The following is a 13,716-nucleotide window of genomic DNA, read 5'->3' as shown; positions in this document are numbered from 1 at the left end:
TCCAATTCTATTCCCCGGGCCACACTGCCACCCGTGAACAAGGACCTTGACACCGCTCTGGTCTGGTTCCGGCGCGACCTGCGCGCCGACGACCAGGCCGCCCTCTACCACGCCCTGCGCCATGCCCGGCGCGTGTGGTGCGCCTTCGTCTTCGACACCGACATCCTCGCCGGCCTGCCGCGCCAGGACCGGCGCGTGGAGTTCATACGCGACAGCCTCATCGGCCTGGACGCGCAGCTGCGCGCCCTGGGCGCCGCGCACGGCCACGAGCACTGCGGGCTGATCGTGCGCCACGGCCACGGCGCCGAGGAGATCGTGCGCCTGGCCCGCCAGCTCCACGTGCAGGCCGTCTACCTCAACCACGACGACGAGCCCGCCGCGCTGGAGCGCGACGCCCGCGTGCGCGGCACCCTGGCCGGCGACGGCATCGCCCTGCACGCCAGCAAGGACCACCTCATCTTCGAGCGCAACGAGGTGCTCAGCGGCGGTGGCACGCCCTACAGCGTGTTCACGCCCTACTTCAACGCCTGGCTGAAGAAGCTCGACGATTTTTATCTCTCGCCCTACCCCGTCTCGCGCCACGCCGCGTCGCTGGCGCCGGTGCCGCAGGAGTTCCGCCAAGGCATCCCGTCCCTGGAAGCCCTGGGCTTCGAGCCCACCAACCTGCACCAGTTGAAGTTGCCCACAGGCCCGGCCGGCGCGCAGGCGCTGCTGGAGGAATTCCTGGCCGAGCGCGTGGACCGTTACGACGCCACGCGCGACTTCCCCGCGGTGAAAGGCCCAAGCTACCTGGGCACGCACCTGCGCTTCGGCACGGTGTCGGTGCGCCAGCTCGCGCGCGAGGCCTGGCACCGCGTGCAGGCGGGCTCCAGCGGCGCGCGGGTGTGGCTGTCGGAGCTGGCCTGGCGCGACTTCTTCCAGCAGGTCCTCTTCCACCACCCGCGCGTGGTGGAGCACGCCTACCGCGCCGAGTTCGACCACGTGAAGTGGGAAAAGGGCAAGCACGCCGACGCCCTCTTCGCCGCCTGGTGCGAGGGCCGCACCGGCTATCCGCTGGTGGACGCCGCCATGCTGCAGCTCGCCCAAAGCGGCTACCAGCACAACCGGCTGCGCATGGTCACGGCCAGCTTCCTGGTCAAGGACTTGGGGCTGGACTGGAAGCGCGGCGAGCGCTGGTTCGCCTTGAAGCTCAACGACTACGAGCTGGCCTCCAACAACGGCAACTGGCAGTGGGCGGCGGGCACGGGCTGCGACCCGCAGCCCTGGTTCCGCATCTTCAACCCGGTGAGCCAGAGCAAGCGATTCGACCCGCAAGGCCGCTTCATACGCCGCTACCTGCCGCAACTGGCGAAGTTGCCGGACGACATGATCCACGCGCCCTGGCTGGCCAAGCCGCTGGACCTGCAGGCCGCCGGCATAGCGCTGGGCGTGGACTACCCGCAGCCCATCGTGGACCACGAGGCGGCGCGGCAGAAGACGATGGCGCGCTTTGACGTGGTGAAGCAGGCCAAGGCCGCCAAGGCCGCGGCCACCGCGGCCAGGAAGGCGCAGGCCGCCGGGGTGGATTGAGCGCCCGGCCCTGCCCGCCGCTCAGCCCCGCTGCGCCCCCCGCAGTCCGAACTCCCGCCGGTACTGCCCCGGCGTCGTGCCCAGCTCCTTGGCAAAGGCCAGCCGCAGCGACAGTGCCGTGCCGAAGCCCGCTTGGGCGGCGACCTGCTCCGTCGTCGCCTCGCCCGTTTCCAGCAGCCGCCGCGCCAGGTGCAGGCGCTGCGCCGTCAGCCACTGCACCACGCTCAGCCCCGTGGCGCGCTGGAAGCGCCGGGTGAAGGTGCGCCGGCTCATGGCCGCGTGCTCGGCCAGCCGGTCCAGGCCCAGCTTCTCGTCGAGCCGCCCCAAGCACCACTGCATGGTGCGCGCAATGCGGTCGCTGCCGCTGTTGGCCGGCGCCGGCTGCTCCACGTACTGCGCCTGGCTGCCCTGGCGGTGCGGCGGCGTCACCAGCCGCCGCGCCACCCGGTTGGCCAACTCCGCACCCAGCTCGCGGCGCAGCAGGTGCAGGCAGCAGTCCAGCCCGGCGGCGGTACCGGCGGAGGTCACGACGTCGCCGTGGTCCACGTAGAGCACCTGCGGATCCAGCTCCACGCGCGGAAAGCGCCGCGCGAACACCTCCGCCCAGGCCCAGTGCGTGGTGGCGCGCCGCCCGTCCAGCAAGCCGGCGTCGGCCAGGCCGAAAGCCCCCAGGCACAGCCCAATGAGCGTGCGGCCGCGCCGGTGCGCCTCCTGCAGCGCCTCGACCAGCGCCGCCGAAGCCGGCCGCTGCACGTCAGGCCAGGACGGGATGAGCACCCAGTCCGCCTCCGGCAAGGCCGACAAGTCCTGCGCCGCCGCCAGCTCAAAGCCCATGGAGCTGCGCACGCGCCCGCGCTGCTCGGCGCAGACGACCAGCTCGCACGGCGGCAGGCCCAGCGTGCTCCAGTCGTCGCCGAACACCGCGTGCGGCACGGCCAAGTGAAAAGCGCTGATGCCGTCGAAAGCCAGCATGGCGATGCGTCGGGGCATGGCGGCAATCCCTCGAAATTCAAGTTGGCCCGATATTAATCTTAAATTTCCCCAAGGCCACTCGCGATGCAAAAGGCAAGTTTTCAAAATAAGGCCTCGTCCATTCAATTACGGAGCCGGCCATGACCCCATTCAACGAAAGCACCCCCAAGCGTGCACTGATCTTGATTGACGTGCAAAACGAATATGTCAGCGGCAATTTACCCATCGAATATCCGCCACTGGAAACATCACTGCCCAATATTTCCCGCGCCCTGGCGGCCGCCCGCGAGGCGGGCCTGCCCGTCGTGCTGGTGCAGCACACGGAAGCGCCCGGGGCGCCGGTCTTCGCCGAGGGCTCGCACGGCTGGGAATTGCACGACAGCGTGCGCGGCGTCGCGCCGGACCTGCTGGTGCAAAAGACGCTGCCTTCTGCTCTCGCGGGCACCGGCCTGGGCCCCTGGCTGCGCCAGCGCGGCGTGGATACCCTGGTGGTGGCGGGTTATATGTCGCAGAACTGCAATGAATCCACCATCCGCCAGGCAGCCCACGAGGGTTGGGCGGTGGAATACCTTCACGACGCCGCCGGCGCCATGTCCTACAGCAACGACCTGGGCCATTTGCCGGCGCGGCAAATGCACGAGGCCTCGTGCATCGTGCTGCAGTCGCGCTTCGCGGCGGTCCTGGGCACGGCCCAATGGCTGCAGTTGCTGCGCAGCGGCGAGCGCGCGCCGCGCGACAACCTGTACGCGTCCTACCGGCGGGCGCGGGACCAGGCCGCCGAGGCGGCCTGAAGGCCCGCGGTGCGCCGCGGCGCGGCTCAGGCCGGGCCCGTCTTCTCCTGCGCCGCCGGATGGTGGTGGTGCGTGCGCAGCCGCCGCAGATGGCGCAGCGTGAACTCCACCGCGTCGTCCACGAAGGTGAACACCACCGGGATCACCAGCAGGCTCAGGAAGGTGCTGGTGATGAGGCCGCCGATGACGGAAACCGCCATGGGCGCGCGGAAGCTCGGGTCGGCGCCCCAGCCCATGGCGATGGGCAGCATGCCCGCGCCCATGGCGATGGTGGTCATCACGATGGGCCGCGCGCGCTTGTGGCAGGCGTCCAGCAGCGCGTCCCAGCGGTTCATGCCCTCGCGCCGCGCCAGGATGGCGTAGTCCACCAGCAGGATGGAGTTCTTGGTGGCGATGCCCATGAGCATGATCAGGCCGATGAGCGAAGGCATGGAGAAGGCGCTGCGCGTCACCAGCAGCGCCACGAAGGCCCCGCCCAGCGACAGCGGCAGCGCCGCCAGGATGGTCACCGGCTGCATGAAGTTCTTGAACAGCAGCACCAGCACCACGTAGATGCACAGCACGCCGGTGAGCATGGCCAGGCCGAAGCTGGCGAAGAGCTCGCCCATCACCTCCGCGTCGCCCAGCGCCTGCTGGCTCACGCCCGGGGGCAGGCGCTGCAGGCTGGGGAGCTGCTGCACCGCGGCGGCCACGTCGCCCAGGGGCACGCCGTTGAGCTCGATCTCGAAGTTGACGTTGCGCAGCCGGTCGTACCGGTTGATCAGCGCCGGGCCGCTTTCGAGCTGCAGCGTGGCCACGTTGGCCAGTTGCACCGGGCGGCCGTTGTGGCCGGGCACCGAGAGCTGCGACAGCAGCGCCAGGTCCTCGCGGGCGCTTTCCGGCAGCCGCACGACGATGGGCACCTGGCGCTGCGCCAGGTTGAGCTTGGGCAGCGCCGCGTCGTAGTCGCCGGTGGTGGCGATGCGCAGCGTGTCGGCGATCACGGCCGAGCTCACGCCGGCCTCGGCGGCGCGGGCGAAGTCCGGCCGCACCACCAGCTCCGGGCGCACCAGCGCGGCCGTGGAGCGCACGTTGCCGATGCCGGGGATGGTGCGCAGGTCGCGCTCCACGTCCTGCGCGGCCTGCAGCAGCGCGTTGCCGTCCTCGCCGGCGAGCACCAGCATGTACTTCTCGCCGGAGGCGTTCAGGCCCACGGCCACGCGCACGCCGGGCAGCACCTGCAGCGCCTGGCGCAACTGCGCCTCGATCGCCTGCTTGCGCAGCCCCGGGCGGTCCTGGCGCGCCGTGAGGTTGAGCGTGAGCGAGGCCTTGTTCACCTCGGCCACGCCGCCGGGCATGAAGGGGTCGGCGCCCGTGGCGCCGCCGCCTATGGTCGTGTAGACCAGCTTGACGTGCTCGTTCTTCTGCAGGATGGCGCGCGCCTGCTCGGCCACGGCGCGCGTTTCCTCGAAGGTGCTGCCCGGGGGCAGCTCCAGCCGCACCTGCGACTGGCCGAAGTCGTCGGCCGGGATGAAGCCCGTGGGCAGCAGCGGGATGAGCATCACCGAGCCCACGAAGAACAGCGCCGCCCCGCCCGCGGTGAGCCAGCGGTGGCGCAGGCACTTGGCGGCAAAGCGCATGTACCAGCGCATCACGCGCCCTTCGGCCGGCGTGTGCACCAGCGGCTTGAGCAGGTAGGCCGCCATCATGGGCGTGAGCATGCGCGCCACCACCAGCGAAGCGAACACCGCCAGCGACGCCGTCCAGCCGAACTGCTTGAAGAACTTGCCGGGGATGCCGGCCATGAAGGCCGTGGGCAGGAACACCGCGATCAGCGCGAAGGTGGTGGCGATCACGGCCAGGCCGATCTCGTCGGCCGCCTCCATGGCCGCCTGGTAGGGCGTCTTGCCCATGCGCAGGTGGCGCACGATGTTCTCGATCTCGACGATGGCGTCGTCCACCAGGATGCCCACCACCAGCGACAGCGACAGCAGCGTCACCACGTTGACGGAGAAGCCCAGCAGGTACATGCCCACGAAGGCCGGGATCACCGACAGCGGCAGCGCCGTGGCGGCCACGAAGGTGGCGCGCCAGTCGCGCAGGAAGAACCACACCACCACCACCGCCAGGAACGCGCCCTCGTACAGCAGGTGCATGGAGCCCTCGTAGTTCTCCGCCACCGGGTCCACGAAGTTGAAGGCCTGGGCGATCTGCAGGTCCGGGTGCTCCTGGCGCAGTTGGGCCAGCGCCCTGGTGACGCCCTGGTCCACGTCGATCTCGCCGGCGCCGCGGGCGCGGGTGATCTCAAAGCCCACCACCGGGCGGCCGTCCAGCAGCGCCTGGCTGCGCACCTCGGCCACGGTGTCGATGACGCGGGCCACCTGGTCCAGCCGGATGCGGCGCCCGTCGGACAGCGTGAGCTGCACGGCGCCCAGCTCCTGGGCCGAGGCCACCGTGCCCAGCGTGCGCACGGCCTGCTCGCCGCCGCCCAAGTCCACGCGGCCGCCGGAGGACTCCTGCTGCACGCGCTTGAGCTCGCGCGAGACCTCCGCGGCGGTGGCGCCCAGCGAGAGCAGCCGCGCCGGGTCCAGCTCCACGCGCAGCTCGCGCGTGACGCCGCCCACCCGCGACACCGAGCCCACGCCCGGCACGCTCAGCAGCCGCTTGGCTACCGTGTTGTCCACGAACCAGGACAGCGCCTCGTCGTCCATGCGCCCGCTGGCGATGGTGTAGGTGAGGATGGGCACGCCCGACAGGTTCATCTTGGTGATGCTCGGGTCGCGCAGGTCCGCGGGCAGTTGCGAGCGCACGCGGTTGACGGCGTCGCGCACGTCGTCCACGGCCTCCTGCACGGGCTTCTCCAGCCGGAACTCCACCGTGATGGTGGCCGCGCCGTCCTGCAGCGCGGTGTAGATGTGCTTGATGCCCTGCACCGTGGAGATGGAGTTCTCCATCTTGCGCGCCACCTCGGTCTCCATCTGCGCGGGCGAGGCGCCGGGCAGCGAGGCCGAGACGATGACGGTGGGCAGCTCGATGTCCGGGAAGTTCTGCACCTTCATGGCGCGAAAGCTCATCAGCCCTGCCACCGTGAGCAGGAAGAAGAGCATCAGCGCCGGGATCGGGTTGCGTATGGACCAGGCCGAGACGTTCATCGCGCCGCCTTCGCATCAAGGGGTTGCGCCGCGCCGGCCGCGGCCTGGCGCGAGGCGCCGGGGGCGGCCGCCGCCGGCGGCGCGTCCACCACCTGCACCGTGTCGCCGTCGGCCAGGAAGGCCGCGCCGCGGTCCACCACGCGCGCATCGGCCTTCACGCCGCGCACTTCCACGCGGTCGCCCTGGCGCTGGCCCGCTTCCACTTTGAGCTGGGTGATCTTGGAATCCGGGCCGACCACCATGACGGAGCTGAAACCCTCGCGCAGCAGCACGGCCGAGGCCGGCAGCGTGAGCACCGCGCGGCGCGCCAGCGTGAGATCGCCGCGGGCGAACATGCCCGCGCGCACGTCGGAGCCCGGCGCGCTTTGCAGGTCCACGTAGACCAGGGCGTTGCGCGTCTGCGGGTCGATGGTGGGGGCGATCTGGCGCACCTTGCCCGGCACGCGCGTGCCCGCCGGCGTCACCAGCGTCACCGCCTGGCCGGCCTTGACCTGCGGCAGCTCGGTGGCCGGCACCTCGGCGCGCCACTCCAGGCGGCCCTGGCGAATGAGGCGGAACAGTTCCAGCCCCGGCTGCGCCACGCTGCCCACGGCGGCGTTGCGCGCGCTGACCACGCCGTCGTCCGGCGCGAGCACCTGCGTCTTGCGCAGCCGCAGCTCCTGCGCCTGCAGCTGGGCGCGGGCGGACTGCACGCGCGCGGCGGCGGTCTGCTCGCCGGTGAGGTATTGCGAAATCTGCTGCGCGCTCAAAGCGCCGCTTTGCTGCAGGGCGCGCGCGCGCTCGGCGTTGGCCTGGGCCTCGGCCAGCGCGGCCTGCGCCTCGGCCAGCGCGGCCTGGGCCTGGGCCACGTCGGCGCGGATGGTGTCGTCCACCATGCGCGCCAGGGGCTGGCCACGCTTGACCACGTCGCCCACGTTGACCAGCACCTGCGACAGCGCCACGCCGCCGAGCTCGGCGCCGACGATGGTTTCCTGCCACGCGGCCACGTTGCCGTTGGCCGAAAGCGTCTGCGCCCACTGCGCGGGCTGCGGCTGCGTCACGGTGACGGTGAGCGCCGCGCGCGGCGCGGAGGCCTTGGCATCACCCTTGGCCGGGGCCTGGGCCTGCACGAGAGGCACCGACAACAGCAGGCCGGCCAGCGCCAGCGCAGCGGCCAGCGCGGTGGAATTCAGGGAACTGAGCTTCATGGTTTCGACAGGTTGGATTCGGGGGCCGTGGTCGCGGCGGCGGTGGCGGCCAGGTTGCGGGACGCGCCGGCCTCCTCGCCCACGGCGAGCGAGCCGTCCCAGCCGCCGCCGCTGGCCTTGTAGAGCTGGACCCAGGCCGCCACGCGCTCGCGGCGCACGGCCAGCAGCGCGGCCTCGGCGGCGATGCGCTGGCGCCGCGCGTCCTGCAGCTCGATGAGGTTGGCGTTGCCCAGCTCCCAGCGCGCCTGCGTGGCCTCAACGAAGCGCTGCCAGTTCTCGGCGGCAAGGCGGGCGTCCTCTTCACGCCGCGCCGCCGCGTCCAGCCGCACCAGGGCTTCCTCGACCTCGCGCACCGCGGCACGGCTGCGCTGCTGCCAGGCGGCCAGGGCCTCGTCCAGGCGGGCGCGCGCGGCATCGACTTCGGCGCGGCGGCGACCGCCGTCCAGCAGCGGCAGCGTCAGCGCCGGGCCCAGCGCCCAATTGGCGCCGCTGTCCTGCACGCCGCCTATGCGCACCGCGCCCAAGGTGATGGCGCCGGTGAGCAGCAGCTTGGGCCAGCGCTGGGCCTGGGCCACGTCCACGCTGGCGGCGGCGGCGCGCAACTGCTGCTCGGCCACGGCCAGGTCCGGCCGCTGCGCCAGCACCTGCGCCGGCAGCGCCGCGATGCTGAAACCCGCGGGCTGCGGCAACTGCGCCGCGCGCGCGGCCAGTTGCGCGCGCAGCGCCGGCTCTTCCAGCCCGGTGAGCGCCACCAGCGCCTTGACCACGACCTCGCACTCGGCCTGCTGGGCCTGCGCGCGGGCGCGCGTGTCGGAGAGCGTGGCCTGCGCCAGCGCGCCGTTGGCCGGCGACTCGAAGCCCACCTCCACCTTGCGCCGCGTGAGGTCGGCGATCTGCCCTGCCGCGGCCACGTTCTGCGCGTCCAGCGCCACCTGCGCCTCGCAGGCGCGCAGCGACAGGTAGTTCAGCGCCACCTCGGCGGCCAGGCTCACGCGCGCGTCGTGCCACTGCGCGGCGGCGGCGTCGGCCTGCGCCTGCGCCGCGGCGATGCCGGCACGGCGGCCGCCGAAGAGGTCCAGCTCCCAGGCTGCGTCCACCCGCGAGGTCACGGCCGTGTAGGTCAGCGTGGGCGGCGGGAAGTTGTTGCTGGTCCGCGAGGCGGCGAGGTTGCCGTCCAGCGTGGGCGACAGCGCCGCGCCGGCCACCGTGAGCTGCGCGCGGGCTTGGGCGATGCGCGCCACGGCCTGCGCCAGCGTGGGGTTGTCGGCCTGCGCCCGCGCCACCAGGGCGGCGAGCTGCGGATCGTCGAAACGATCCCACCAGCGCGCAAGCGCCTGCGGCTCGCCCTCATGCGGACGCGGCGCCTGCCAGGACGGCGGCGCGGGCGGCGGCGGAGGCGGCGTGGTGGAGGCACAACCGGCCAGCAAGGCCAGGCACAGCGGAAAGGCAGGTCGCATCACGTTACAAACTGCAAAATTCTTTGAGCGCGGCAGTGTAAGCAGGCCAACGGGGCCGCCGCGGGCGCCGTCGCCGCTCGCACACGGCGCGGCCCATGGAAAGCGGGCAGGCGGCAAGGCGGTTTTTTTGCCCTGCGGCAGGTGAGCCTCCCGTGCAGACGAGGCTGGCGCCGGAAGGCGTATTTCTTGCGCAAGGCCGCTGCGACGCGCCTTCAAAACTTCTGGCGCAAGCGTCCGGCCCTGCCGGGCGAAGCTTGGCATGCGCGCGGCGCCGGCCACAACGAAGCCGCTGGCCCTTCAGGGCAAAAAGGCGGGCAAAGCCGCTTCAACGCACGGCCGGCGTGGGCCGAGCGCGGCCGCGGCGCCTCAGAACAGGTCGACGCCGCCGGACTTCACCTCGGGTTCGGCGATGCCGGCCGCGGCCAGCGCCGTGGGCCCGGACACACGGTTGCGGCCACTGGTCTTGGCGAGATACAGGGCCTTGTCGGCGCGGTCGAAGGCGGCCGTGGGCAGGTCGCCCGCACGCACGTCGCTGAAGCCCAGGCTCACCGTGACGCGGCCCACCTGAGGAAAGTCGAACTGCTCCACCTGCGCGCGCAGCCGCTCCAGCACCGCGGCCACGTCGGACTCCTGGGCCGCGGACAGCAGCACCACGAACTCCTCGCCACCGAAGCGGAAGATCTGGTCGTCAAAGCGCAGCACCGAGCGCATCAGCCGCGCCAGCAGCAGCAGCACCTCGTCGCCCAGGAGGTGGCCGAAGCGGTCGTTGATGCGCTTGAAATGGTCCACGTCCAGCACCGCCAGCCAGTGGCGGCAATCGCTGCGCGAGGCGCGCGTGTCCTGGGCCATGGCCTGCGCCTCGGGACCCATCAGCGTGTTCATGAAGGCGTCGTCGAAGGTCTTGCGGTTGAGCAGCCCCGTGAGCGCGTCGCGCTGGCCGTAGTCCAGCAGCGCCAGGAAGTTGCCGTAGAGCTTGACGATGGCCTGCACCGTGTCGCGCGACTCGGTGGACAGCGGCTGCGCCACCTGCAGCTCCAGCACGCCGGCCGCGCCCGGCTGCGCACCGGCGGCCACGGGGAAGAGCTCCCGCACGGGCTCCCCGGCCAGGGTTTGCGGCTGCCCGCTGCGCACGCAGGCCAGCCACTCGGCGCGGCTGTCCAGCGGCGGCAGTTGCTCGAAGTCCGGGCGGCGGGCGCCCTGATGGCGCGCCGTGCGGCCCTGCCAGGGCCGCGACAGCCAGCGCGCCTGCGGCGGCTCACCCACACAGCGGTGCAGTGCCAGCGCAAGCGGCCGAATCAAGTCGGCCAGCGTTTCCATCAGCAGCGCGTCGGCCTGGTCGCGATCGCGGAAACGGGTGAGTTCGACCAGGTGATCGACCAGTGACGACATGGGCAAACGGCGGCTTCAGTGCGGCAGGGAGGGGCGAACACTGTAACGTGCCACCAGCGTCAACATCTCGTCCTGGGCGTAAGGCTTGCCCAGGTAATGCCGTGCACCGAGCCCGGCGGCGCGCTCGCGGTGGCGTGCGGCCAGCCGCGAGGTGATGACGATGACGGGCAGCGCCGCCCACCGCGCGTCCTCTCGCAGCCGCGCCAGCAATTCAAAACCGTCCATGTGCGGCATCTCCAAATCGGTGAGCACCAGTGCCGGCGCCTCCTGCTGCAGTTGCTGCAGCGCCTGCAGCCCGTCCTTGGCCAACGCCACGCGGTAGCCCTCGCGCTGCAGCAGCCGCTGCGTGGCGCGGCGCACGGTGAGCGAGTCGTCCACCACCAGCACCAGCGGCGCGGCGGCGGCGAGGCCTGCCGCGCCCGTGCCACCGTCCCACAGCGGCGCGGGCGCCACGGGGCTGGGCCCGGCACCGGCCGCCTGCGCGGCGTGGCGCTGCGCCAGCACCGCGGGTTGGTAGACGGGCAGCGGCAGGCCCGTGGGCAGCAGCGCCATGCCGGCCAGCCCGGGCAGCGTGGAGAGTTGCGGGCCCAGGGGCTGCAGCAGGGCGTCCTGCCGGCCCACGATCTCGCGCACCTGCAGCGCCAGGGTTTCCCCGTCCTGCGCGGCGCGCAGCAGCAGCACGGTGGCCTGCTGGTCGTCACTTGCCGGCGGCGCCGGGGGCTGCAGCAGCAGCGTTTCCAAGGCATGAAAAACCGGGGCGTCGGCGTCGCCCAAGCGGCCCGCCTGCGCGGCCTGCTGTGCCTCAGGCACCGCCAGTTGCCGCACCTCCTCGACCTGCGCCGCGGGCACGGCCACGGTGGCCTCGCCGCAGCGCAGCAGCAGCACGGGCATCACCGCCGTGCTCAGGGGCAGGTGCAGCGTGAAGCGGCTGCCCTGCGCGGGCGCGTCGTCCATGGCGACGTGGCCGCCCAGGGTTTCGACTTCGGTGCGCAGGGCCTGCGGCGGCGGCGCGAGCCCGCCGCTGTCGCATTCCACCGTGACTTGCGAACCTTCGCGGGCGAGTTTCAGCCGCATGCGGTTTTCGGCCGGCGGCGCCACGCCCTGAGACGCAGCGTGGCGCAGCCACTGCTCCAGCACCGGGGCGATGCGCTCCAGCACGCCACGGTCCATTTCGGCCTCGCCGCCCTCGATGTCCAGCCGCGCCTGGCGCTGCGCTGCGTGCGCGGCCTGGGCCACGGCGTCGCGCAGCCGGCCGGCCAGGGTGTTGAAGGGCTGGCGCCGTGCGTCCAACAAGTCGTCCTGCAGCTCTGCAGCCGCGCGGCCCAGGCCGACCAGCTCGTCCTCCGTGCCCCGCAAGCCCTGGCGCAGGCCGTGCTGGACGGTGGACAGGTCGTCCAGCGACTCGGCCATCATGCGCGCCAGCTCCTGCAGCCGGGTGCGGCTGTCCTGCTCCGACAGCCCTGCCGGCGCGTCGGCCTGCGACTCGACCTCGCGCAGTTGGCTGCGCAGTCGGGCGAGGTTTTCGTCCAGGTCCACCAGCGAGGCGCCGAGCTGCCGCACCTGCGCGCCCAACCGCGCGCGGGTGATGCCCACTTCGCCGGCCTGCGACACCAGGCGATCCAGCGCCGCCGCGCGCAGGCTGACCGGCGCCGCGGGCGCTGCCGAGGCGGCGGGCGGCGGTGCCGGCGGCTGCGCCGCAAAGCGCGACCAGTCGATGCGCGGTTGAGGCGGCTGCGTGTGCGCGGAAAGCTGCGGCGCGGGGGCCCCATCGGCCTGGTCCGGGACGGCGCGCTCCAAGGCGGGCACATCGCCCAAGCCTGCTGAACCGGCTGAATCGCCCGCTTCACCCAGGTCGCCCAGGTCAACCCAGTCGGACATGCCGGCCGAATCCATTTCCGCCAGGTCCGGCGCCGGCGGTGGGACGGGGACCTCGGCCGCCTCGTCCCTGGGCGGCTGCGCGCAGGCCGCACGCAGCCGCTCGAAGGCGGCACCGAGCACGCCGGCACGTGCCTGCATGGCCTCGATGCGGGAGCGCTCCGGCAGGCCAGAGCTGCTCACCAGGTCTTCCAGGGCGCATTCCAGCGCGTGGGCCGCGTCGCCCAGCCGCATGGCACCGGCCAGCCGTGCGCCGCCCTTGAGGGTGTGCAGCGCGCGCATGCCCGCGGCGGCGTGCTCCTCGCCGCCGCAGTCCTGGGCCCAGGCCTGCAGGGCCTGCGACAACTGCGGCAGCAGCTCCAGCGCCTCTTCCTCGAATACGGGGAACAGCGCCATGTCCAGCGCCTGCAGGTCGTCCTCGCCGACCTCCCAGGGCGTGTCCTCCGCGCCGCCGTCCGCCGCGGCACTTTCGCCGGCCGGCACCGCGGCGGGCGTTTCGTCCTCGCTCCAGACCAGCGCATCGACTTGTGCATCGAACGCCGGATCGGCCATCGACCCGTCCGCCTCGGCGGGCTCAGCCGCGTCAGCCAGGTCAAGCGACGGCGCTGCCTCGGCCGAGGCGTCTTCCAGGCTCGCCACCGGCGGCTGCTCGGCTTCAGGCCAGTCCAGCGCATCGAGCGACGGATCGGCAATTGCCCCGTCCGCCTCGGCGGGCTCGGCTGCGTCAGCCAAATCAAGCAAAGGCGCCGCTTCGGCTGAGGCGTCGTCCAGGCTCGCCGCCGGCTGCGGCTCGGCTTCCGGCCAAGCCAGCGCATCAAGCGCCGGATCAGCAAGCGACCCGTCCGCCTCGGCGGGCTCGGCCACATCAGCCAAGTCAAGCAACGGCGCCGCATCGGCGGAGGCGTCGTCCAAACTCGCCGCCGGCTGCGGCTCGGCTTCAGGCCACTTCCGCGCATCGAGCACCGGATCGGCAAGCGACCCATCCGCCTCGGCGGGCTCAGCCGCGTCAGCCAGGTCAAGCGACGGCGCTGCCTCGGCAGAGGCGTCTTCCAGGCTCGCCGCCGGCGGCTGCTCGGCTTCAGGCCAGTCCAGCACATCGAGCGCCGCATTGGCAATCGAACCATCCGCCTCGGCGGGCTCGGCCGCGTCAGCCAGGTCAAGCAACGGCGCTGCCTCGGCGGAGGCATCTTCCAGGCTCGCCGCCGGTTGCGGCTCGGCTTCTGGCCAAGCCAGCGCATCAAGCGCCGGATCGGCAATCGACCCGGCCACCTCGGCGGGCTCGGCCGCGTCAGCCAGGTCAAGCAACGGCGCTGCCTCGGCTGAGGCGTCTTCCAGGCTCGCCGCC

Annotated in this window: 8 protein-coding genes; 2 read left to right on the top strand and 6 right to left on the bottom strand. The window is 72.4% G+C overall.

Annotated features, from left to right (window positions below; all coding sequences use genetic code 11):
• Positions 1-33 precede the first annotated feature (33 nt).
• On the top strand, positions 34-1,569 hold the full coding sequence (locus tag ALA01S_RS13940; protein ID WP_066337387.1) for a cryptochrome/photolyase family protein: 1,536 nt from the start codon (positions 34-36) through the stop codon (positions 1,567-1,569).
• A 21-nt stretch (positions 1,570-1,590) separates the two neighbouring features.
• Here the strand turns inward: ALA01S_RS13940 and ALA01S_RS13935 are convergent, their stop codons facing one another.
• The gene (locus tag ALA01S_RS13935; RefSeq protein ID WP_066337385.1) at positions 1,591-2,559 is read right to left on the bottom strand and encodes a GlxA family transcriptional regulator; all 969 of its coding nucleotides are present in this window, start codon (positions 2,557-2,559) and stop codon (positions 1,591-1,593) included.
• A gap of 122 nt (positions 2,560-2,681) precedes the next feature.
• On the opposite strand from ALA01S_RS13935, the gene ALA01S_RS13930 reads away from it, so the two are divergent.
• The gene (locus ALA01S_RS13930; RefSeq protein ID WP_066337382.1) at positions 2,682-3,332 is read left to right on the top strand and encodes a cysteine hydrolase family protein; all 651 of its coding nucleotides are present in this window, start codon (positions 2,682-2,684) and stop codon (positions 3,330-3,332) included.
• A gap of 26 nt (positions 3,333-3,358) precedes the next feature.
• Here ALA01S_RS13930 and ALA01S_RS13925 read toward each other — a convergent pair whose 3' ends face one another.
• The 5 genes from ALA01S_RS13925 to ALA01S_RS13905 all read right to left on the bottom strand — a co-directional run.
• A complete protein-coding gene (locus ALA01S_RS13925) occupies positions 3,359-6,463 on the bottom strand; it encodes an efflux RND transporter permease subunit (protein ID WP_066337381.1) in 3,105 nt (1,034 codons plus the stop codon).
• Positions 6,460-7,650, bottom strand: a complete 1,191-nt coding sequence (locus tag ALA01S_RS13920) for an efflux RND transporter periplasmic adaptor subunit (protein WP_066337379.1) — start codon at positions 7,648-7,650, stop codon at positions 6,460-6,462. Before ALA01S_RS13920 ends, ALA01S_RS13925 begins: the two co-directional genes overlap by 4 nt.
• Entirely contained in the window at positions 7,647-9,107 is a 1,461-nt protein-coding gene (locus ALA01S_RS13915; RefSeq protein WP_066337377.1) for an efflux transporter outer membrane subunit, read from the bottom strand. Before ALA01S_RS13915 ends, ALA01S_RS13920 begins: the two co-directional genes overlap by 4 nt.
• Positions 9,108-9,473: 366 nt before the next feature.
• Entirely contained in the window at positions 9,474-10,496 is a 1,023-nt protein-coding gene (locus tag ALA01S_RS13910; RefSeq protein WP_066337374.1) for a GGDEF domain-containing protein, read from the bottom strand.
• Positions 10,497-10,511: 15 nt separating this feature from the next.
• A partial coding sequence (locus ALA01S_RS13905) for a response regulator (protein ID WP_218011471.1) occupies positions 10,512-13,716 on the bottom strand: 3,205 nt, incomplete at its 5' end.

The organism is Azohydromonas lata NBRC 102462, assembly GCF_001571085.1.
Classification (GTDB): Bacteria; Pseudomonadota; Gammaproteobacteria; order Burkholderiales; family Burkholderiaceae_C; genus Azohydromonas; species Azohydromonas lata.
Note: the sequence above shows the minus strand (reverse complement) of the source record. Positions and strands in the feature narration are given on the sequence as shown.